General features: G+C 62.0%; 21 protein-coding genes. 9 read left to right on the forward strand and 12 right to left on the reverse strand.

The window, feature by feature from the left end:
* Positions 1-27 precede the first annotated feature (27 nt).
* The 3 genes from AB7783_RS18805 to AB7783_RS18815 all read left to right on the forward strand — a co-directional run bounded on the left by AB7783_RS18805 (position 28) and on the right by AB7783_RS18815 (position 5,993).
* Positions 28-1,530, forward strand: coding sequence for a sigma-54-dependent transcriptional regulator (locus AB7783_RS18805; protein ID WP_441278461.1), 1,503 nt, complete (start codon positions 28-30; stop codon positions 1,528-1,530).
* 314 nt (positions 1,531-1,844) lie between these two features.
* Positions 1,845-4,034 carry a L,D-transpeptidase family protein gene (locus AB7783_RS18810; RefSeq protein WP_441278462.1) on the forward strand — a complete coding sequence of 730 codons (2,190 nt, stop codon included), beginning with the start codon at positions 1,845-1,847 and terminating at the stop codon, positions 4,032-4,034.
* A gap of 285 nt (positions 4,035-4,319) precedes the next feature.
* Positions 4,320-5,993, forward strand: a complete 1,674-nt coding sequence (locus tag AB7783_RS18815) for a DUF882 domain-containing protein (RefSeq protein ID WP_441278463.1) — start codon at positions 4,320-4,322, stop codon at positions 5,991-5,993.
* Positions 5,994-6,165: 172 nt separating this feature from the next.
* On the opposite strand, the gene AB7783_RS18820 is transcribed toward AB7783_RS18815, so the two are convergent.
* Entirely contained in the window at positions 6,166-6,441 is a 276-nt protein-coding gene (locus AB7783_RS18820) for a DUF2312 domain-containing protein (RefSeq protein WP_068728829.1), read from the reverse strand.
* A 187-nt stretch (positions 6,442-6,628) separates the two neighbouring features.
* Positions 6,629-6,931, reverse strand: coding sequence for a DUF1244 domain-containing protein (locus tag AB7783_RS18825; RefSeq protein WP_089265876.1), 303 nt, complete (start codon positions 6,929-6,931; stop codon positions 6,629-6,631).
* 177 nt (positions 6,932-7,108) lie between these two features.
* On the opposite strand from AB7783_RS18825, the gene AB7783_RS18830 reads away from it, so the two are divergent.
* Both AB7783_RS18830 and pyk read left to right on the forward strand, forming a co-directional pair.
* A complete protein-coding gene (locus AB7783_RS18830) occupies positions 7,109-7,717 on the forward strand; it encodes a DUF1036 domain-containing protein (protein ID WP_441278464.1) in 609 nt (202 codons plus the stop codon).
* Positions 7,714-9,147, forward strand: a complete 1,434-nt coding sequence (gene pyk, locus AB7783_RS18835) for a pyruvate kinase (protein WP_441278465.1) — start codon at positions 7,714-7,716, stop codon at positions 9,145-9,147. The genes AB7783_RS18830 and pyk overlap by 4 nt, the downstream gene beginning before the upstream one ends.
* A gap of 182 nt (positions 9,148-9,329) precedes the next feature.
* Here the strand turns inward: pyk and AB7783_RS18840 are convergent, their stop codons facing one another.
* The 3 genes from AB7783_RS18840 to AB7783_RS18850 all read right to left on the reverse strand — a co-directional run bounded on the left by AB7783_RS18840 (position 9,330) and on the right by AB7783_RS18850 (position 11,557).
* Positions 9,330-9,755 (reverse strand): OsmC family protein, encoded by a 426-nt coding sequence (locus AB7783_RS18840; protein WP_120287142.1) that lies wholly within the window; start codon positions 9,753-9,755, stop codon positions 9,330-9,332.
* 42 nt (positions 9,756-9,797) lie between these two features.
* On the reverse strand, positions 9,798-10,760 hold the full coding sequence (locus tag AB7783_RS18845) for an alpha/beta fold hydrolase (RefSeq protein WP_309943122.1): 963 nt from the start codon (positions 10,758-10,760) through the stop codon (positions 9,798-9,800).
* Positions 10,761-10,834: 74 nt separating this feature from the next.
* Positions 10,835-11,557, reverse strand: coding sequence for a DUF3750 domain-containing protein (locus AB7783_RS18850; RefSeq protein WP_441278466.1), 723 nt, complete (start codon positions 11,555-11,557; stop codon positions 10,835-10,837).
* Between the two features lie 200 nt (positions 11,558-11,757).
* Here AB7783_RS18850 and AB7783_RS18855 point away from each other — a divergent pair, with 200 nt between their 5' ends.
* Complete coding sequence (locus tag AB7783_RS18855; RefSeq protein WP_068728843.1) at positions 11,758-11,940, forward strand: hypothetical protein; 183 nt, start codon at positions 11,758-11,760, stop codon at positions 11,938-11,940.
* Positions 11,941-12,086: 146 nt separating this feature from the next.
* On the opposite strand, the gene AB7783_RS18860 is transcribed toward AB7783_RS18855, so the two are convergent.
* The 6 genes from AB7783_RS18860 to AB7783_RS18885 form a co-directional block, all read right to left on the reverse strand.
* Positions 12,087-14,405, reverse strand: a complete 2,319-nt coding sequence (locus AB7783_RS18860; RefSeq protein WP_441278467.1) for a mechanosensitive ion channel domain-containing protein — start codon at positions 14,403-14,405, stop codon at positions 12,087-12,089.
* Between the two features lie 214 nt (positions 14,406-14,619).
* Complete coding sequence (locus tag AB7783_RS18865) at positions 14,620-15,264, reverse strand: tetratricopeptide repeat protein (protein ID WP_441278468.1); 645 nt, start codon at positions 15,262-15,264, stop codon at positions 14,620-14,622.
* A 99-nt stretch (positions 15,265-15,363) separates the two neighbouring features.
* Positions 15,364-15,489, reverse strand: a complete 126-nt coding sequence (ykgO, locus tag AB7783_RS18870) for a type B 50S ribosomal protein L36 (RefSeq protein WP_055038661.1) — start codon at positions 15,487-15,489, stop codon at positions 15,364-15,366.
* 241 nt (positions 15,490-15,730) lie between these two features.
* Positions 15,731-16,702 carry a Bug family tripartite tricarboxylate transporter substrate binding protein gene (locus tag AB7783_RS18875; RefSeq protein WP_441278469.1) on the reverse strand — a complete coding sequence of 324 codons (972 nt, stop codon included), beginning with the start codon at positions 16,700-16,702 and terminating at the stop codon, positions 15,731-15,733.
* 63 nt (positions 16,703-16,765) lie between these two features.
* Positions 16,766-17,206: a MaoC family dehydratase gene (locus tag AB7783_RS18880; RefSeq protein ID WP_441278470.1), complete on the reverse strand. Its 441-nt coding sequence runs from the start codon at positions 17,204-17,206 to the stop codon at positions 16,766-16,768.
* 20 nt (positions 17,207-17,226) lie between these two features.
* A complete protein-coding gene (locus tag AB7783_RS18885; RefSeq protein WP_093757153.1) occupies positions 17,227-17,703 on the reverse strand; it encodes a MaoC family dehydratase in 477 nt (158 codons plus the stop codon).
* Positions 17,704-17,809: 106 nt separating this feature from the next.
* On the opposite strand from AB7783_RS18885, the gene AB7783_RS18890 reads away from it, so the two are divergent.
* From AB7783_RS18890 to AB7783_RS18900, 3 genes are all read left to right on the forward strand, one after another.
* Positions 17,810-18,580 carry an IclR family transcriptional regulator domain-containing protein gene (locus AB7783_RS18890; protein ID WP_441278471.1) on the forward strand — a complete coding sequence of 257 codons (771 nt, stop codon included), beginning with the start codon at positions 17,810-17,812 and terminating at the stop codon, positions 18,578-18,580.
* Between the two features lie 90 nt (positions 18,581-18,670).
* Entirely contained in the window at positions 18,671-19,546 is an 876-nt protein-coding gene (locus tag AB7783_RS18895) for an amidohydrolase family protein (protein ID WP_089265865.1), read from the forward strand.
* Positions 19,543-20,820: an O-antigen ligase family protein gene (locus AB7783_RS18900; protein WP_439074773.1), complete on the forward strand. Its 1,278-nt coding sequence runs from the start codon at positions 19,543-19,545 to the stop codon at positions 20,818-20,820. The genes AB7783_RS18895 and AB7783_RS18900 overlap by 4 nt, the downstream gene beginning before the upstream one ends.
* Here the strand turns inward: AB7783_RS18900 and AB7783_RS18905 are convergent.
* Complete coding sequence (locus tag AB7783_RS18905) at positions 20,780-21,496, reverse strand: glycosyltransferase family 25 protein (protein WP_089265863.1); 717 nt, start codon at positions 21,494-21,496, stop codon at positions 20,780-20,782. The two genes, AB7783_RS18900 and AB7783_RS18905, sit on opposite strands and share 41 nt — an antisense overlap.
* Positions 21,497-21,537: the final 41 nt, after the last annotated feature.

Below are 21,537 nucleotides of genomic sequence, written 5' to 3' on the forward strand. Positions count from 1 at the left end.
TCGGGACATACCCGCTCTGGAGTTGCCATGGCCGAACGAATCCTCATCGCCGATGACGACGCCGTCCAGCGCCGCCTCCTCGAAAACATGGTGCAGCGCTGCGGCTATGAGGCCATCACGGTCGATAGCGGCGACGCTGCCATGGCCCGGCTGATTGATCCCGAAGCGGCCGCCATCGATGCTCTGGTCCTCGACCTGATGATGCCCGGCCTCGACGGCATGGGCGTGCTCGACAAGATCCGCGAGAGCGGCCTCAGCATCCCCGTCATCGTCCAGACCGCCCATGGCGGTATCGAGAATGTTGTGTCCGCCATGCGCGCCGGCGCGCATGATTTCGTCGTCAAACCTGTCGGCGTCGAACGTCTGCAGGTGAGCCTGCGCAATGCGCTCAATACCAGCGCGTTGAAAGGCGAATTGCAGCGCATCAGGCACAGCCGCGAAGGCAAGCTCACTTTTGCCGACATCGTCACCCGCAATGCCAGCATGGACGCCGTGCTGCGCACTGCACGCAAGGCGGCGACATCTACGATCCCCGTGCTGATCGAAGGCGAGTCCGGCGTCGGCAAGGAATTGATCGCGCGCGCCATCCACGGCTCAGGCGAACGCAGCAGCAAGCCGTTCGTGGCCGTGAATTGCGGCGCCATTCCCGACAACCTCGTGGAGTCGATCCTGTTCGGCCACGAGAAGGGCGCCTTTACCGGCGCCACCGACCGGCATCTCGGCAAGTTTGTCGAGGCTCACGGCGGCACGCTGTTTCTCGACGAAGTCGGTGAGCTGCCGCTATCGGCACAAGTGAAGCTGCTGCGCGCGCTTCAGGAAGGTTCGGTCGAGGCCGTGGGAGGGCGCAAGCCGGTCAAGGTCGACGTCCGCATCATTTCGGCTACCAACCGCAAGCTGCTCGATCTCGTCAAAGCCGGGCAATTCCGCGAAGATCTGTTCTATCGCCTGCATGTGCTGCCGCTCACGGTGCCGCCGCTGCGGGCGCGCCGCGAGGACATTCCGTATCTGCTGCGGCATTTCCTGGCGCGCTTCTGCGCCGAGGAGAACAAACCGATTACCAGCATCGCCGGCGACGCCATGACGATGCTCACGCAGCTCGACTGGCCGGGCAATATCCGGCAGCTGGAAAATGCCGTCTATCGAGCCGTGGTGATGAGCGAAGGCGATCAACTCGGACTGGCCGACTTCCCGCAAACGACCGCGTACGCTCCATCGATCGTAGCATCGGCGGTCGCCCCGCTGATTGTAGAACCCGTCTTCCACACGATGGCGCCGACCATGGTACCGGGCATCGACGCAGCCCCGATATCGCTCGCCGCTGGAAGCCTGTCCATGCTGACAGCCGAGAACGAGGTAAGGGCACTGGAAGAGCTCGAATCCGAGATCATCCGCTTTGCCATTGCGCACTATCGCGGCCAGATGTCGGAAGTCGCACGGCGCCTCAAAATCGGCCGGTCGACGCTCTACCGCAAGCTCGATGAGGCAGCGGAGAAAGATTCATCGATTGCGGATTCCGCACCGTCGAACTGAACTTCTCGCCTCCCACGCGATTGAACATGTTGTTGCGATCGCTATGGAACTTGAACCGTTGCGGTCTGGTGACACACAAAGTCAAAAGCATCGGTGAAACCTCGGTATGCGTTGCAAACCGGGGAGGTTGAGGTCAGTTTGTTGTGACTTGTCCGACAAGCGCTAGCGCTTGTGCCGGGCGCGTGTATCGTCTGCACAGGAAGCGCTCTGAATCGGAGCGGGCAGGCAAAACAGCGCGACTGCTTCAACCGAAGCTGATGATGTCAGACTAGAACTGTTCCATGCCGGAACAGCTCACCTAACGAGGTGCGAGAATGCGAGACTATTCCAAGGGCCGCTCGGGATTCGACTGCGTGCTGATGGCCGTGGCCGCGACATTCCTGACGGTTTCCGCTGGCGCCGCAGCTGCTGCCCAGAGCGCAGCGCCCCGCGACAGTGTCTCCGAACTCGCCATCGATGCGGCGGTGCCGCGTCCCGAACCCGCCAATGTTGCCCCGCCGACCGCTGCCGACTTCAAGACCGAGGCGCCGAAGGCCGACACCACGGCGTCCGTGCCCGATGCAACCAAGGCGTCCGAGAAGACCATTGGTTCGGTCTCGACCGATACGCCAAAGGCAACCGAGGCCGTGCAAGCGCCTGCGGATGTGAAGCCGAGCGAGGCTGTAACCGCGCCCGCCGCTGCGACACCGCCGGCCGCGACTGCTGTGGCACCTCCTGCGCCCGCAGCTGAGCCGCCGAAGGATGTCGTCAAGGACATCGCCAAGCCCGCGACCACCGTTGCGTCCAGCGATCAGCCCGTCGCCGAGAAACTGCGCGATATGTTCATCGCCAAGTCCACTCGCTATTTCGACCGCAAGGGCGAGCGCGCCGCGGTCGAGAAGTTCTACACCGCACGTGACTTCGCACCGATCTGGACCCAGGGCGGCGCAACGACCCCTGCCGCCAAGGGCGTCATTGCGCGCCTCAAGGACGCCGCATCTGATGGCCTCGACGCCGCCGACTATCCGGTGCCGGATTTCACCACGGCGAATACGCCCGATGCGCTCGCCGAGGCGGAGCTGAAGCTCACCGCCAGCATGCTCGATTACGCCCGCCAGGCCCAGAGCGGTCGCATGCACTGGTCGCAGGTGACTGGCGACATCATGTATCCGGAGCATCCGACCGACCCAGCAGAGGTTCTCGCCAACATCTCGACGGCGAAGAATGCTTCGGCAGCCCTCGACGCCTACAACCCGCCGCACAAGGGCTATCAGGAGCTGAAGAAAAAGCTCGCTGAACTGCGCGGCGAAACCGCAACGCCGGTACAGCCGATCGGCGAAGGCCCGGCTCTGCGTTTCGCCAAGGCCACGAAGAAAAATCCGAACCCGACCGTGATGGACGACCCGCGCGTGCCGTTGCTGCGCGCGCGCCTCAATGTCGAGAGTCCGGCCGAGACCAAATACGACGCTGCCGTCGCCGAAGCCGTTCGCAAGTATCAGGCAAGCAACGATCTGAAGGCCACCGGCGTGCTGGACGAGGCTACCGTGCGCGCGATGAATTCGCCGAAGCGCGATCGCCACATCGATACAGTGCTGGTCAACATGGAGCGTTGGCGCTGGCTGCCACGCCAGCTCGGCGCGTCCGCAGTCGGCAATGCCTATGTGATGCTGAACATCCCGGACTATACGCTGAAAGTGATGCAGAACGGCGCGCAGGTCTGGACCACACGCGTCGTCGTCGGCAAGCCGGGCAATCACGCCACGCCGCTGATGACCGAGACGATGAAGTACATCACGGTCAACCCGACCTGGAACGTGCCGCCGTCCATCATCTACAACGAATACCTGCCCGCTCTGCAGCAGGACCCGACGGTGCTTGACCGCATGGGCCTGAAGCTGACGCGCAATTCCGACGGCAGCATCCACATTGCGCAGCCCCCCGGTGAAGCCAACGCGCTGGGCCGCATCCGCTTCAACTTCCCGAACAAGTTCCTCGTCTATCAGCACGATACACCGGACAAGAACCTGTTCGGCCGCGACGAGCGCGCCTTCAGCCACGGCTGCATGCGCGTGCAAAACCCGGATCAGTATGCCGCGACGCTGCTGAACATCACGATGCCGAACGAGCACTACACGCCGGAGAAGGTTCGCGGCATGTATGGCCGCAGCGAGATCGACCTGAAATTCCCGACGCCGATCCCGGTGAACATCACGTACCAGACAGCCTTCGTCGATGACGCTGGCAAGCTGCAGCTGCGCAAGGATATCTACGGCCGTGACGCGCAGATGATGCAGTTGCTCCGCGGCGGCAAGAACAAGGATCTGGAACAGGTCGTTGCCCGGGCCCAGCCGAGCTATTCGCGCCCGCGCGCGGATATCCCGCAGGGCGTGGCCTTCAACGACAACGGCTCGCGCATGGCCAGCAACGGCGGCCTGTCCTTTTTCGAGCGCCTGTTCGGTGGCGGTGCCCCGGCACCTCAACCGGTGGCACCCGGCCAGAAGCCGCGCCGCACGGTAACCCGCTAAACTGCGACGTCGGCGCTAATATTCTGAAGACTTATCAAGGGCTTCACCTTCCGGTGGAGCCCTTTTTATGTTTCGCCCTTTATCCAGATTAACCATCGTCCATCTGGAACCCGGCAGCGGGCTATTTTTCGCCATACTCAATGGGTTAAGTTTAATGGCTGGCTGAAAAGCCCGCTTGGGGGGATGGGTTGTAAATCTCGGTTAACCCTCCCGTTTTAAGAGTACGTTCACTCTCTGTCGCCGCATGGGGTAGCGAGAGAGTTGTCGACTTGGGTGGGTTCATACGTGCTGAGCGGTTTCGCACGCAAAACGAGATTGCGGACATCGCGCGCTGGCTTTCATGCCGGCCTCGCTTCAGTCCTGCTGATGGCAGGCGCCAGCTCCGTCCATAACGCCACCGCTCTCGACGAAACCCGCACCCTCTCGTTCCACCACACCCATTCAGGCGAAGATCTCACCGTCACGTTCAAGCGCAATGGCCGCTACGACGACGACGGGATGAAGAAGATCAACTATTTCTTGCGCGACTGGCGCAGCCAGGACCAGACCAACATGGATCGTCGCCTGTTCGACATCCTCTGGGAAGTCTATCGCGACGTCGACGGCAAGGCGCCGATCCAGATTATCTCCGCCTATCGCTCTCCCACCACCAACGCCATGCTGCGCCGCCGCTCGTCCGGCGTCGCTCGCGCCAGCCAGCATATGCTCGGCCACGCGATGGACTTCTTCATTCCCGGCGTGGCGTTGGAAAAGATCCGCTTTGCCGGTTTGCGCCTGCAGCGCGGCGGCGTCGGCTTCTATCCGACCTCCGGCTCGCCTTTCGTGCATCTCGACACCGGCAGCATCCGTCACTGGCCGCGCATGACGCATGACCAGCTGGCGCGCGTCTTCCCCGATGGTCGCACCGTGCATCTCCCCACCGACGGCCGTCCGTTGGCTGGCTATCAGCTGGCAATGGCTGAGATCGAGAAGCGCGGCGATGGCGACAGTGCAGCTTTTGCCAAGAGCAAGCCGGGCTTGTTCGCCTCGCTATTCCGTGGTGGCAAGTCGAATGACGACGAAGACGAGAGCGCAGCGGCCGCGATCGCACCCGCCAAGCCATCGCCTGTCGGCATGATGGCCGCCGCGATGCCTGCGAAACCGGTCGATACGAAGCAGGCCGAAACGAAGTTGGCTGAAACGAAGCTGGCTGAGGCGAAGTCTTCGGACCCCATTCCGATGCCGCGCTCCAAGCCGGCCGCAGCAGCAACCTATCAGCTCGCATCGGCTGACACCGAGACCGTTCCGGTACCGCGCCCGAAGGCACCGATTCCGGCGCCCGCAGCCAAGGCCGACAACCGGCCACAGACGCCGGCCGATATTATCAATGCCCGCGGCTTCTGGGATGATATGCCGGCGCCGAAACAGGCCACCCCACAGCAGGTCGCCGCGATCACCGCGCGCCAGGCCTTGGCAAATGTGGTCGATCCGCAGCCGGCCGCCACCGAGTCCAGCTTCGCCAAGGCGATGGCCTATGCGCCGCCGGCTAATTCCCCGGTCGATCGCGCCAATGTCGTTGCCGCCAGCGCGCCGATCCCACGTAGCATGCGTCCGGCCTCCGTGGCCAAGAACCCGATGGCGGTGAACAACATCACCACCGTGGTCGCGAAGGGCGCTCAGGGCCAGAACAGCACTATTGCAGTCGCGACCCGCCTCACTGCCGCTGCCATTCCTGACAACCATGTCTGGATGCGCGCAATGATCCTCGCGCCGAGTGCGACCACGTCGATGTCGGCCGCAGTGATGGGCGACGGCGACATGACCATCCTGCGCGCACACTTCGTCAAGCCGCAGGCGGTGGTGGCGATGACTTTCTCGGATGATCCACAGCTCGGTCTGGTCTGCGAGCGCTTCACCGGCTCGGCAACGGCCTCGCTTGCGACGACAGCATTTGTGATGCGCACGGCGTCGCTGCGTTAAGCGCGCGAATTTCTCAGACTATAATGGTGTCATGGCCGGGCTTGACCCGGCCATCCATCGCTATTTTTGTAGCTAGATGGATACGCGGGTCGTCTAGCGCGAAGACGCGCTTCGCGCTTTTGCCCGCGTATGACACCTGAGTGTTTGGCTGAGTATTGGCGCGCTAAGCGCCTTACAGCATTCCCAAGGCTTGCAGGTAGGTCTCGAGGATCGTCTCCTGCTCGGCGCGCTCGTTGGCGTCCTGCTTGCGCATGCGGATGATGGTGCGTAGCGCCTTCACGTCGTAGCCGTTGCCTTTGGCTTCGCCATAGACGTCCTTGATGTCGTCAGAGATCGTCTTCTTTTCTTCTTCAAGGCGCTCGATACGCTCGACGATAGCCTTGAGCTGATCCTTGGCGAAAGAATGTGTCGCCTGATCGTCCAGCACGGACGCAGCAGAGGTGGCCATCGAAAACTCCTGGTGAACTGATGTTGCTTTAAGCGGATATGGGGTGGGTTTAGTGCGCAGCGTTATGCGCGCATTAATCTTAAGGAAATGACACTCAAGACCATGGCGCCTTGCGTCAAGGCGCCTTCGCGGTCATCCACAGCGCCCCCACAGCTTTGATTTCATGCCTCAAAAAGACAAGAAATCGTCAGTGCCCGCTGTGCACTTTCTTCATGGCCTCAATTTGTTCGGGTTTGGCCTCGGCCTGATGCAGCGATTTCCAGGTCTCGTAAGGCATGCCGTAAATCGCTTCGCGGCTCTCATCCTTGGTCATCGCCACGCCCTTGGCGTCGGCAGCGTCCTTCAGCCAGTTTGACAGGCAGTTCCGACAGAAGCCGGCCAGATTCATCAGGTCGATATTCTGCACATCGGTGCGACCGCGCAAATGGTCTACCAGCCGGCGAAAGGCGGCGGCCTCGAGTTCGGTCTGGATCTTGTCGTCAATCGCCATGAATGGTCTCGCTGTTGCACCCGATACCGGCCTGTCGTCTTCGTGTAACATGGGCGCTGTCACAGATTTTGCCATATCACAACGCAAACCGCCTGGCGGGACAGAATTGGTTCCGCGACCGTTGACAGGCCCGCCGGGTCAAGCGAAATCGTCAACGAATTGAGATAGCTTCGCCGCATGACCGCAAGAGATTCCCATTCCCGCCCCTTTCGACGCGTCCCCCTCGCCGGCCTGTTGCCGGTGCTGGCGCTGGCCCTGTCGTGCCTGTGGACGAGCCCCGCGGCGGCTGATTTCCGGCTGTGCAACAACACCTCGAGCCGGGTCGGGATCGCGCTGGGCTACAAGGATGCCGAAGGCTGGACCACCGAGGGCTGGTGGAATGTCTCATCGCGAGCCTGCGAGACCTTACTGCGCGGAACCCTGGTTGCGCGGTATTATTATATCTACGCACTCGATTACGACCGGGGTGGTGAGTGGTCGGGTCAGGCCTTCATGTGCTCCCGCGACAAGGAATTCACTATCAAGGGCACCGAAAACTGCCTCGCACGCGGCTTTGACCGGACCGGCTTCTTTGAGGTCGATACCGGCGAACAGCGTGCCTGGACGGTGCAACTGACCGAAACCAACGAACAACCGCCGAAGCTGCCGGGCATTCCGGGGCCGACCGGACCGCCTCCGGGCGCCCCCGGCGCGGGCTTCCCCGGTCTGCCCAACACGCCAGGTGGCGCGCCCCCGGGCGGGTCAACGACCCTGCCGCCATCGATACCGCCGGGAGGCAAACAATGAGACGTCAACGCCGCATCAAGATTCTGGCCACGCTCGGCCCCGCCTCCTCCGACAGCGCGATGATCCGCAAGCTGTTCGAGGCCGGTGCCGACGTGTTCCGCATCAATATGAGCCACACGCCGCATGACAAGATGCGCGAGCTGGTGAAGACCATCCGCAATGTCGAGAGCAGCTACGGCCGCCCGATCGGCATTCTGGTCGATCTGCAGGGCCCGAAGCTGCGCGTCGGCGCCTTTGCCGAAGGCGATGTGCAGCTCAAGAACGGCGAGAGCTTCGTGCTGGATTCCGATCCTGCCCCCGGCGACGCCACCCGCGTGCACCTGCCACATCCGGAAATTCTCGCTGCACTTCGCCCGGGCCATGCGCTGCTGATCGACGACGGCAAACTGCGGCTGATTGCCGAGGAGACATCGAACGACCGCGCGGTGACGCGCGTGGTGGTCGGCGGCCGCATCTCCGACCGCAAGGGCGTCAGCCTGCCCGATACGGACCTGCCGGTGTCGGCCATGACGCCAAAGGACCGCCTGGATCTGGAAGCCGCACTCGAGACCGGCATCGACTGGATAGCCCTGTCCTTCGTGCAGCGCGCCGAGGACGTGCATGAGGCCAAGCGACTGGTGCGCGGCCGCGCATCCATCATGTCGAAGATCGAGAAGCCGCAGGCGATCGACCGTCTCGATTCCATTCTGGAAGCGTCCGACGCGCTGATGGTGGCGCGCGGCGATCTCGGCGTCGAACTGCCGCTGGAACGGGTACCAAGTCTACAAAAGCGCATGACGCGCATGGCGCGCCGCGCCGGCAAACCGGTGGTGGTCGCCACGCAGATGCTGGAGTCGATGATCCAGAGTCCGGTGCCGACGCGCGCCGAAGTCTCCGACGTGGCAACGGCCATCTATGAAGGCGCAGATGCCGTCATGCTGTCGGCCGAATCCGCCGCCGGCAAATTCCCGGTCGAAGCCGTCTCGACGATGAACCGCATCGGCGAGGAAGTGGAGCGCGATCCGACCTATCGCACCGTACTGATGGCCCAGCGCCCCGAACCCGAGCCGACCGTCGGTGACGCCATTGCGGACGCCGCACGACAAATCGCAGAGACGTTGGATCTGTCTGCGATCATTTGCTGGACCAGCTCAGGATCCACCGCCGTCCGCGTCGCCCGTGAACGGCCGAAGCCGCCGGTGGTAGCGATCACGCCGAACCTCGCCGCCGGTCGCAAGCTCTCGGTCGTGTGGGGTGTACACTGCGTGGTGGCGGAGGATGCGAAGGACCTCGACGACATGGTCGATCGCGCCGGACGCATCGCCTTCCGTGACGGCTTCGCCAAAGCCGGCCAGCGGGTCATCATTGTCGCTGGCGTGCCGCTCGGCACACCAGGTGCGACCAACATGGTCCGCATCGCTTATGTCGGGCCAAACGACGCGGATATGTAGTTCACTTGCTTAACCTCTCCCCGCGCTTTGCGGGGAGAGGTCGCCGCGTCTAGCGGCGGGTGAGGGGCATCGCACAAAGCCCACCATACGCACTTCACTCACGGATCGAAGAGCCCCTCACCCCACCTCTCCCCGCAAGAGCGGGGCGAGGGAGTGCGCGGCAGGTGCCAAGACCCTGAGAACTACACCAGCGTCGCGTCGAGCGTGATTTCTGCGTTCAGCACCTTCGACACCGGGCAGCCGGCCTTTGCCATGGCGGTGAGTTCGTCGAACTTCGCCTTGTCGGCGCCGGGAATAGAGGCCGAGAGCGTGAGGTGCACTTTGGTAATGGCGAAGCCGTCACCTTGCTTCTCCAGCGTCACATCCGCCTTGGTTTCCATATTGTCGGCTTTGAACCCTGCTTCGCCAAGGATCAGCGACAGCGCCATGGTAAAACAGGCCGCATGGGCGGCGCCGATCAGCTCTTCAGGATTGGAGCCCGGCTTACCTTCGAAGCGGCTGGCGAAACCGTAGGGATAGTCGGCGAGCGCGCCGCTCTTGGTGGAAATCGATCCCTTGCCGTCCTTGATGCCACCTTGCCATTTGGCCGAACCGAAAGTCGTGGTCATGCAATTCTCCTCAATTTGGGTTGAAGTCGATCGAACGGGAGGTTAGCGCAAGGCGGCCTTCGGTTTTGTGTCAGCGGCCGAGATCATGCCCTCGATCTCCCTCATGATAAGATCAGGTGCAGCATTTTGCACCATGTGACCAACGTTCGGCAGCACGATTAGTTTGGCGCCCGGCACGGTTTTCGCGAAATGACGCGAATGAATCTCCGGCGATACGATGGTGTCGGCGGAGCCTGCGATCACGACGGTCGGAGCGTTGATATCGGCATAGCGCGATGCCTGCGCCACGACGGCGGATTTCAACGTTACCAGATCCCAGGCATTGGCGAGGAAGTTGCGCGGCCGCAGCACAAGTTGCGTCGCGGTCTGCGCGATATAGCCTTCCGGCATGGGCTGCGGCGCAAACACTGCGCGTCCGCCCATGTCTGTCAGGAAATAGCCAAGCGGCAGCGTAATCGTATAGGCTAGCAGCTTGCCGATGGCCGGAGTGGTGACGACCTCGTTATAGATGCCAACGCCACCGGGCCAGGGATGAGTGACACCCGCCAGCATGACCAGTCCTGCGAAACGCTGCGGATAGTCCAGCGCCATCAGCGCGCCGAGTGCGCCGGCAAGCGAATGCACCACAACGATCGCCTGATCGACGCCGAGTTTTTCAAGCGCTTCGTCGATCATCCTCGCCTGCATCGCCGGAGAAGAGTTCGACAAATCGTCACGCGTGCTCCAGCCAAAGCCGGGACGGTCGATCAGGATAACGCGGTGTTTTTCTGCCAGCATATTGCCGAGCGGCAGCCGCATGGTTTCCATATTCGACGTGGCGCCATGGATGAGGACAATCGGCGGGCCTGATGCATCGCGTGGTCCGATCTGCACCACATGCAGACGGCCGCTCGTGACGTCGACAAGCTCACCCGTTGGCGGATATTTACGCTCGAATACGAATACGCCGACCTGCGTGGCCACGGCCAGCACGCATAGCACGGCCACCACAGTGACTGATATCATCGCCGATATCCGGGGAATTTTGTGCACGATCCAGCTACGCAACGGTACCCTGAGGGTTTCGCGCCGCGCGCCATTTACGCACTGACGCCAAGACGACCAATGCCCGGCAGTTTGATCGCGGGCCGGCGGATGTCGAGGCCGAATACGGCACCGAGCAGGTTGATTTCAAGCCCTTCGACCCAGCCTGCGGTGACACCGAGATAGCCGCCCAGCGTGGCGCGCACGCCGGTCCCGGAGGGTGTCCAGCCAAAGGCATTGCCGGCATAGGGGAAATCCTTGCCGATGGCGGTGGGCGGCAATGCCACCCGCAATTCCGGCACGGCGGCAAGAACGGCCGCGACAAAGGTGTTGGAGTTCGGCCCAGGCCAGGCCCGATAGTCGCCATAGGCGCGCCAAGAGTAACTCGCGACGGCCGCCTGGATTTTCGGGATCATGGCGGTGGCGGCATCGCCGTCGGCGGAGGCGATAGCGGTCGGCACGTCGCCGAACCAGCGGCCGTCTGCGGCAAAACCATTCAGGCGGATCGGCTCGCCCCAAGCTGTATAATCGTAGCGGGTGTAGCGCGACGCGCCCTTCTCCTTGAAGACGATCCAGCTATGGACCGCAAAGATACCGCGCCAGCGCACGGTCCGCGCCGCGAAGACGCGCACCAGCGCCTCGGGATGGGCGGCGGGCGGTGGCAACAGGCCGGCGCTGGAACGATCCGCGCTCTGCCAATCGACCGAGCGATCACCCATCCAGTATCTGGCGGCCGACACAACGATGGGAACGACGAGTAGCGCGAGCAGCACAATCACAAATTTTCTCACTGAGGAAGGCCCGTGGCGGGAAACAATGTTGTGGATATGGGGGGCGTTTGGCGGCTTTGCCACGGTGATCGCGACGAGCGGCCTGCAAGGACTGTCCACGCTATCCACAGGAACGCATTCGTTCCCGCCCGGTTATCGCCACGATCAGGCGGCGGACTGACGCCATGATCTGAACCGGAGATAGTTCCATGACGGCCCGCCCAACCGATGCTGTAATCGACGAAATCATTTCTACCTGCAATGGCGACTTGCGCGGCGCGCTCAAGGCTTTGCTGATGGTCAACGAGCAACTGGAAGCGGAATTGCAGCAACTCTATGCCGCTTCACCCCAGTTCGGTGCTATCCGGCCCGGCAATAACGTCCTGCACTAGATCGACCAACGCGCCTATTCTGGTTCGTTCTTGTCTTCCGGCTCGTCCATCTGCCAGAGAGGCCGCGTGGCCAGATGGCGAATATGGCTGCCATTGCGCCGCACGTAGCCGCAACTTTGGTCAATCCGGAGCTGCAGCGACAATCACTAGCCGGCGCGGCGCTGCGCTGACTTGCTCTGCTCGATATCTGCGTCATTGTCCTCTGCAGCTTCAGTGGTCGGCGGAGGCAACTGCATCAGGACGGTCTGTCCGGGTGACGCGATCTCGATACCTTCTTCCTGGAAGCGGATTTTCATGCGGCGATTGAATTCGCGCTGCACCGCCCAGCGGCCGGAATCGGTACACCGGATCTGCCCGACGATCGTCGCCATCGAACCATCGACCTTGTCGACGCCCCACAATTCGAGATCGCCGCGGATCAGCGGCTTGAAAGCAGCCTCATTGCGCATCTGCTCGACGATGTCCTTCAGCAATTGGCCAGCGCGGTCGGTATCTTCCTTGTAAGCGACGCTGACGCTGACAGCCGCGTTGCCTGCACCGCGGCTGGCATTGGTGATGGTGGTCACGGCGCTGAAGGGAATGATGTGAACCGAACCATCGCCGGCACGCAGCCGGATGGTACGGATCGAGACGTTCTCCACCACCCCCGACAGGCCCGAGACCGTGACGTTGTCTCCGACCTGCACGGTGCTTTCCAGCAGCAGAAACAGGCCGGTAATCACGTCCTGCACCAGCTTCTGCGAACCGAAACCGATGGCAATGCCGAGGATGCCGGCACCGGCAAGCAGCGGCGCGACATTGACGCCGATCTCGCTCAGCGCGGTGAGCGAGACCACCGCGATGATTACGCCGAGCAATGTCGTACGCAGCATTGGCTGGAACGTGCGCAGACGCGCCGCGCGGGCGAAATGAGCATCGCGCGTCAGCGCCGCGAGCTGACGCTCCATCAGCGCATTGCTACCTTCCCACACAACCGCAGCGACAATGGCAGCGATGCCGACGGTGATGACAGCCGAGACGACCCGACTGCCGATCTGGCCGCCATAGAACCAGACAATGGCATTGACGCCCCACACTTCCAGCAAGGCAACGAGGCCGATCACCGCGATGATCGTTGCGACGACCTTGCGCAACAGTGGCAGATAACGATTGGCACGCGTCTCAAGACCCGGAAAGCGCTGCAGGATTTCCGGTTTGATGCGGAAACCGCGATCAATGAGGCTCAGCGCAATCATGGAGACGAGCCGGGCCACCAGCGCGACAATGACCGTGCCGACGATGTATCGCAGCAGCAATGAATAACCGTTCTGGATATTGAGCGCCCAGATGGTCCAAGCCGCCATCACGACGACGATCGCCAGCACATGCCAGAGACTGGCGAGGCGATTGCGCATCGCGCTCAGGAAACCCGTAGCACCGATCGGCGCGCGGAGTGCATCGGCAACGGGCTTCCGGCACTGCAGGACGATGACGACGACAAACAGATGCACGACCAGCATCACGAGCTTGATCAGCGCAAAATGCGCCGAGCGATAGAGGCCCATCATCAGGGCGACATTGGCGATTGCGATGCCGGTGGCGCCGACGCCGACGATGCGACGCGTCCAGATTTCGAGATAGGCTGCGGTCTCCTCCTTCACCCTGAACAGCGCGAGCGGCCCGAACAACGCGCGCATCGCGCAGATGATGGCGCGCGCCACCACATAGCTGTTTACGATCGCAAGGATCGCGAGGCGCGTGATCCCGGCATCGCCGATCTGGGTGCCGAGCAGCAGCGATACTGTGCCGGTAAAGACGAAAATCGGAAACAATTCGAGGAGAAGACGCCCGACCACATAGGGAAGCCGCAGCAGCGATTGCCACGCCCGGGTCAGGCTGCGCCGCCGTTTGTTGAGATCGGGCGCCTCGGTGAAGTCGGCCGTGGACGACGGTGGATCGGCACGTTCGATGAGCGAGGACGGCGCACGGGCGACGAAAGGAATGCGCGCCTCGAGCACTGCCTGCGGCTTGCGCAGCAGCCAGACCATGAGCCATTCCGCTGCCAGCGCACCGCCGAATACGACAACAAGCTTCCAGGCGATGTCGAACAGGAGATGATAGGTGGCGGGATCGTTGGCGCTGCGCTGCAGCCAGTACCATAGGGCCGGAAAGCGCGTGACCGATTGCACGGCTGTCGAGACCTCGCGCGTAATATCGCCGAGCTGATCGGAAATCGTCACCAGCAATTGCGCGCCAAGACTGTCGGCGTCGAGCGGAATGGCAGGCTTCTTCTCGGGCGATGCGGGTGTCGCCGCGGCGATCGCCCGCAGCGTATCGATCATCTCCTTGCGCTTGACGTCGTCCTGCAATGTGTCGAGCGCAGCCTTGGCCTGATCGGGGGACAGCGTCGAAGCTGCAGGCGCCGGCGGCGCATCAGCTTTCTGCGCGAGCGCAGGGCTGGTCACAGCAGCCATCGGTGCGGCCATCAACACACATAGCAAAGCGAATAGCGGAAATGACTTCGGCGCCAAAAGGTGTCCCTTCCTGTGGCTCGGAAAACGCCCTTTTCGCCCGTTTCCTGTGTCAGAAGTTTGATTCCCCGGCGACGATGTCTTGTTTTTCCATCGCGGGCAGCAGGGATGCATCAAAGCAGGGTGATGTTCCCGCGATGTCCGTAAACGCCCCAACTTTCAAGGAATCTCAGATATCGCGGCCTTCGACCTTTTCGGTCAGGGTCTTGACCAGCTCCGGCACCTTTTCGAGATGCGGATTGACCGCAAGCGCCTTGCGGAACGCATCAAGCGCACGCCTTTCGTCGCCCAGCTCTTGCATGATCATGCCGAGCCCTGCCAGAGCACCGAAATGCCGGGGTTCGCGTATCAGCACTTGCTCGATATCCTGCAGCGACCGGGTGTAATCGTTCTGCAGGTAATACAGCGTCGCGCGCCGATTCCAGCCCTCGACGTAATCGGGGCGCAGCTTCACCACCGCGCTCAACAACTGCAGCGACAGATCGACCTGCTTGGCGTCGAGCGCCGTCTTGGCGCGGGTCATCAGCAGCGCGGTCGTGTCGCTCGTGGTCTGCGACCACAGGGCCCAGATCCGGCCTTCGACGTGTTTGGCGCTGGCTTCGTCCGGCGCCGCTTTCAGCGCACCAAACAGGAAATCGAGGCCGCGCGTCTTGTCGGCATTGACCTTCGGCAGTTTGGCGGGTGGCTCGGGAATCTTCTTCGGCGCATCCGGGGTCACGACCTGCGGATCTCGCACCTGCGCATAGACGGGTGCTGCGCCCAGAAATGCGCTCAGCAGAATTCCAAAACCTGCGGCCGGGATTCTCAATGCCATGCTGCAAGTCTAGACACGAAAAAACGCGCTGCAAAGCAGCAGCGCGTCAAACACCTGTGATGTCGTGAGGCCAGCCGGCACAATGCCAGCCGCAGCAACTCAACCCTGGCGAGCCTTGAAACGGCGCTGGGTCTTGTTGATCACGTAGACGCGGCCCTTGCGGCGGACCAGGCGGTTGTCGCGGTGACGACCACGCAGCGATTTCAACGAGTTACGGACTTTCATCGGTCAATCCTGATAGCTTGCGATACTGACGTCAAAGGCCGTGCGCAGCAGGCCGAAATCAGCGAAAATGAGCTTGAATCCGCTGGCGACCAAGTCGCCCGGGACCCGCGGTTTCTAAGCCATCGGGCGCCGGACTGTCAATCCGATCCGGGCATCTGACGACCACCAGATCGACATTTGCAGGTATTTTGGTGGCTTGAGGGTCCGGGAACAGTCACCGGACCCTTCAAACACGTGCGGATCACTCTTGCGGAACATTCGCGGTTTTCACCACTGCGCCCCACTTCTTGATCTCCGAATCGACGAAAGCCGTGAATTCAGCTCCCGTCAGCTTGCCCGGCTCGACGCCCTGGGTGGCGAATTTCTCGCGGGTCGCGGGAGCCGCCAGGATCTCCTTCATGGCCGCGACCAGCTTCGTATAGGCCGGGCTGCCATTGGCCTGCGGCATATACATGCCGAACCAGGCGGTCGCCTCGAACCCCTTTACGCCGGCCTCATCGAGGGTCGGGGCGTTGGGGAGCGAGGCCGCTCGGGTCAGGCTGGTGACCGCGAGCACGCGGATGTTGCCCGCCTCGGCAGCAGGCAAAACGGTCGGCAACGTATCGAACATGATCGGAATATGGCCGCCGATCAGGTCGTTCATCGCCGGCGCGGCCCCCTTGTAAGGGATGTGCTCGATATTGATTCCAGCCATCTGCTTAAACAATTCACCCGACAGATGATTGGCGCCGCCGACGCCGGCCGATCCGAAGGACAGCTTGCCGGGCTGCTTCTTCGCCAGATCGATCAACTCGGCGACCGACTTCGCCGGAAAGTCCCGGGTCACAACAAGCGCATTTGGCGCCGTCGCGATCAGGGCGATCGGCGAGAAGTCCTTCTGTGTCTCGTAAGGCAGACTCTTGCGCAGGCTCGGATTGATCACGTGATGCGTGGCCGTGACCAACAACACGCTGCCATCGGCGGGCGACTTCACGACAACTTCCGAACCGATCGTGCCCGATGCGCCGGGCCGGTTCTCGACGATCGTGGTGACGCCGAGCTTCTCGCCGAGATATTGCGCGACAAACCGTGCGAGGATGTCCGTCGTGCCCCCCGCTGGAAACGGCACGATGATCTTGATCTGACTGACTGGAAAATTCTGCGCCAGCGCGCCCGACAACATGACAAAAGTCATCGCCAGACACGACAGGGCGAGCCTCGTGAGCTTCTTCATTTCGATCCCTTGCCTGTTCTTGTCCGGCGTGCGGACTATGCCGCACACCGTTGCATTGAGCCACTAGGCTGTCAGCGGAAATTCAACCATCGCCTCGCCAACAGCGACCTTCTCGTCGTTCTGGTTCTTCACCAGCACGTCGATCAACACCCAGCGCGACTTCTCGGTGGTCTGCTTGGCCTTGATGATGCCAACCGGCTGGATCGTGTCGCCGGGCTTCACCGGCTTGACCCAGCGCGTTTCGAGACGGCGATGGATTGCACCTGCGGGATAGGCCCAGTCGGTCAGCATGCGGGTGATCAGCCCGAAATTATTCATGCCATGCATGATGATGCCGCCGAAATTGGTCTTGCCGAATGAGTTCTTCATGTAGTTGTCGTCGAGATGCAGCGGATTGTAGTCGAGCGATCCGTCGCAGAAGAGCCGGATCGACTCGCGCGACACTGTGAAGCTCGGACCGTCGATGGTGTCGCCGGTGGAGAGTTTGTCAAAGCTGGTTGTCATGATTGATCTCCTTGCCACACTCACATCGGGCGGATGGTCTGGCCGCGGCCAGAACAGATGACGTCACCACGCTGGTTGAAGAACACGTTGTCGTGGACCACGAACAGCCGCTCGCGCTTGATGAACTTGTCGAGCGCGCGGGCCTGCAGGGTGATGGTGTCTCCGGGCCGTGCCGGGATATTGTAGCTCCAGGACTGGCCGGCATTGACGGTGCCAGGTGTGCGCATCCAGTCGTCGGCCGGCGTGCAGGAGAACATCAGCAGAATGTGGATCGATGGCGGCGCGATCAGACCGCCATAGGGCGACGCCTTCGCGTAAGCCTCGTCGAAATACAATGGGTGGTTCTCGCCGACCGAGCGGCAATAAAGCTGGATCGCCTCCCTCGTCAGGACATAAGGCAGCGTCTTGCGTGGCTCGCCCGGGACGATCTCGTCCCAGACCTTGCGCAGGTTCGCGTCCTTCCAGAAATCGGTTTCAAAAACTTCCGCTTGCGCCATAGCGCCTTCTCCACTAGCGTTCACCAGGCGAACTTTATGGCCGCCTTACGAACAACTATAGGCGCGGTTTCCCGGGACTGACAAGTCCGAACCGGTAGGATGGTGCATGGCCAAAGACAGTGACGGTTTCGTTCGGGCGATCGCCCGTGGTTTTGCGGCCGTCGAAGCACTGGGTCGCCCACCGGGTCGGCACACGCTCTCGGAAGTCGCCGCGATCGCGGGCCTCAGCCGCGCGACGGCGCGCCGGATGCTGGCGACGCTGATCGTGATGAAATATTGCGAAGCCGATGGTCGCTATTTCAGCCTACGCCCGCGGGCGCTGGGGCTTGGCCTTTCCTACCTCAATGCACTGCCTTACTGGGGCTACGCGCAACGCGCTTTGGAAGATCTGCGCAACGAAATCGGCGAATCCTGCTCGCTGGCCGTGCTGGACGAGACCGAGATCGTCTATGCGCTGCGATTGCCGGCGCAGCGCATTCTCTCGGCCAATCTCGCCGTCGGCAGCCGCCTGCCCGCCCATGTGGTGTCGCTCGGCCGGGTCCTGCTGGCGGCCCTGCCGCCGGACGAGCGCACGCACTATCTCGCCACCACCGAATTCAAGCCGATCACCCCACGCACCATCACCGATCCCGTACTGCTGGAACGCGAGCTCGAACGCGTCGAGGCCAAAGGCTATGGCTGGGTCGATGGTGAACTCGACCCAGCCATCTGCGGCATCGCCGTCCCCGTCCGCGACCACGGCGGCCGGGTCGTCGCGGCGATCAGCGTGAATGCCATCTCGGGCACAATGGACGAGGCGACGGCAAAGGAGAAATACCTGATCCCGCTCCGCCGCACCGCGCAGGATATCCGGACACAGTCCTTCTCCACCGGCTAAGGTCGGCAGCGTTCCGCGCCTTTCATTCAGCAGGCCGGTTTGCTAGAGCAACCGCCAACGATAATGATGAAAGTGCGGGAGACGCGGGACATGAAATTGCTCAATCCGGACGACCTGGTCGCCATCGACATCCACACCCATGCGGAAGAGCCCTGCGGCTGCCACGCCGACGACGGCTATGATGATTTCCAGGCCCGCATGGCCGAGTATTTCAAGTCGCCGCACAAGCATCCGCCGACAGTGCAGGAAACAGCCGCCTATTACCGCGACAAGAAGATTGCCGCGGTGATTTTCCCGGTCGACGCCGAGCGCGAGACCGGTTTCCGCCGCTACAACAACTACGAGATGCTGGAGATCGCCAAAGAGAACGCCGACGTGCTGATCCCGTTCGCGTCGATCGATCCGCACAAGGGCAAGCTCGGCGTGCGCGAGGCACGCAAGCTGATCTCCGAATACGGTGTGAAGGGTTTCAAGTTCCATCCGACCATGCAGGGCTTCTACGCCAACGACCGCATGGCCTATCCGCTCTATGAGGCTATCCAGGAAGGCGGCGCTATCGCGCTGTTCCACACCGGCCAGACAGGCGTCGGCTCCGGCATGCCAGGCGGCATGGGGATGCGGCTGAAATATTCCAACCCGATGTATATGGACGACGTTGCGGTCGACTTTCCCGACATGAAGATCATTCTGGCGCATCCCTCCTTCCCCTGGCAGGAAGAGGCGCTGTCGGTCGCGACCCACAAGCCCAACGTGTATATCGACCTGTCCGGCTGGTCGCCGAAATACTTCCCGCCGATCCTGGTGCGCTACATCAATTCGATCCTGCAGGATAAGATGCTGTTCGGCTCCGACTGGCCGGTGATCATGCCGGATCGCTGGATGGCCGATTTCGCCAAGCTCGACATTCGCGACGAGGTGCGTCCGAAGGTCCTGAAGAACAACGCACGGAAACTCCTGGGCATATGACGAACAACGATCTGCCGCGCAAACTTGCGGATGCCCGGCAGATCGCTGCCATTGCCACCGGCTTCTCGCTGCCGTTCTCAACCAGCGGTCAGGCTATCGCGGTGTCGATCTTTGCAGTGCTCGCGCTGCTGACACTCGACCGTGATCGTTTCATCGCCGCGTTGCGGAAGCCGGCGGCCTATCTGCCGGTCGCGCTGTTCGCACTGATCCTGGTCGGCGTGCTCTGGTCGATGCAGCCGCTCAGCGGCGCGATCAGATGGGTTGGTCCCTACGCCAAGCTGCTGTTGATTCCATTGGTGATGGCAACGGCATTTACGCCGAAACAAGCGTTACAAATCGCTTATGGCTTTCTTGCCGCCTGTATTTGTCTTCTCGCCCTGTCATGGGCTGCGTTCCTGTGGCCCACGGGACCGTGGGGCTGGTTCAAGGCGCCCGGCGTGCCCTTCAAGGACAACGCGGTTCAATCCGGCTGCTTCGCACTTTGTGCCTTCGCTCTGGCGATCGGCGCGATGCGCATCTGGGTCCAGGACACCCGCCGCGCCATCGCGATGATCGTGCTCGCGCTTCTGTTCTTTGCCGACATTTTCCTGATCTATGTGTCGAAGACCGGCGCAATCATGGCCGCCGCATTACTCGGTTTATTCGTCATCCACGCCGGCGGCTGGCGACGCTCCGCCATGGTCGCGGTCGCAGCCATGATCGTGATCGGCATCGCACTGCTGACCTCGCCACAAGCGCAGCGCCGGATTGCAGAGATCAACTCGGACATCAACGCCAATAGCGGCCAGACCGCAGGCGGCGAAACAATCTCGACCGCATCGCGGCTGGATTTCTGGAGCAAGGCAGTCGGCTTCGTGAAGGCCTCGCCCATCGCCGGTCACGGCACGGGGAGCATCAAGCCGCTGTATCAGAGCATGGAGGCGACGAAGCCGTCGCCCTATGGCCAGGCCACGCCCGATCCGCACAATCAAACGCTTCATACCGTGCTGCAGGTCGGCCTGATCGGCGGGCTGCTGCTATGGGCCATGTGGATCGCGCATGCGCGGCTTTTTCTCGCGCGCGATTATGCAAGCATCCTCGGCCAGGCCGTCGTGTTGCAGAACGTGATTGGCTCTTTATTCAACAGCCACATCTCGGCGGTGACGCAGGGGATGCTGTACTGTCTGGCAGTGGGATTGCTCGGCGCGTTGGTACGCAATGCTCCATCCGGAATGACCGGCCGAAAGCCGCCAACTACTTCAGCTTCAGCCACCGCTTCAAATAACGCCGCCTAAACTTCTGCACGGCAAACTGTATGCGCAGCTGCAATTGCGCATGCCCTTTGCGATCAAGCGAGCTCTTGAACACGCCATTAAGCGAGCCTTGCTCGGCCAGCGGCGGTTCCGGCCACAGGAACGGGATGCCCATGGCAGGATCGCCGGTGTTAAAGGCGATGTCGATAGGCTCGTGCATGGGATGCCGCGCGATCCAGTCAAGTCGCGCCGAAGCCTCCGGCGCGCCCAGCACATAGGCTTCCATATTGCGCACGCGATTGCCGGGATAGACGATCTGGCCCGGGCGCAACTCCGACGCCGGGGTGTAAAAATTGGTCGCGGCGCCAAGATGCAGAATGCGCGGCCGCGGCCACTTTTCGGCTTCGTCGAGCACGCGCTTCAACTGGTCGCAGAAATCCGGCACCAGCAATGCGTCATCCTCGAAGATCAGCGCCAGATCCTGGCCGCGCTCGCGGATGCGCTGCATGGCGACGACATGTTTCAGCGCGCAGGATTTCTGCCGCAGCGTGAGATCGGCGCCTTCGGCGAAATAAGCCCGATCGACATCGGAGGTGATCTCGTCGGCATCGAAATCCAGCACCCACTCGAACTTGATGCCCGCACGGTCGAGCTCGCGCTGGATATGCTCCGTGCGCTCGGGCAACGATTTGGCATGGATCACATAGGCCGGCAGCATCGAGGGTAGGCTCCAGAACATTGCCCGGCATGGTCAGCCAG

Source organism: Tardiphaga sp. 172_B4_N1_3, from assembly GCF_052076035.1.
Taxonomy (GTDB): domain Bacteria; phylum Pseudomonadota; class Alphaproteobacteria; order Rhizobiales; family Xanthobacteraceae; genus Tardiphaga; species Tardiphaga robiniae.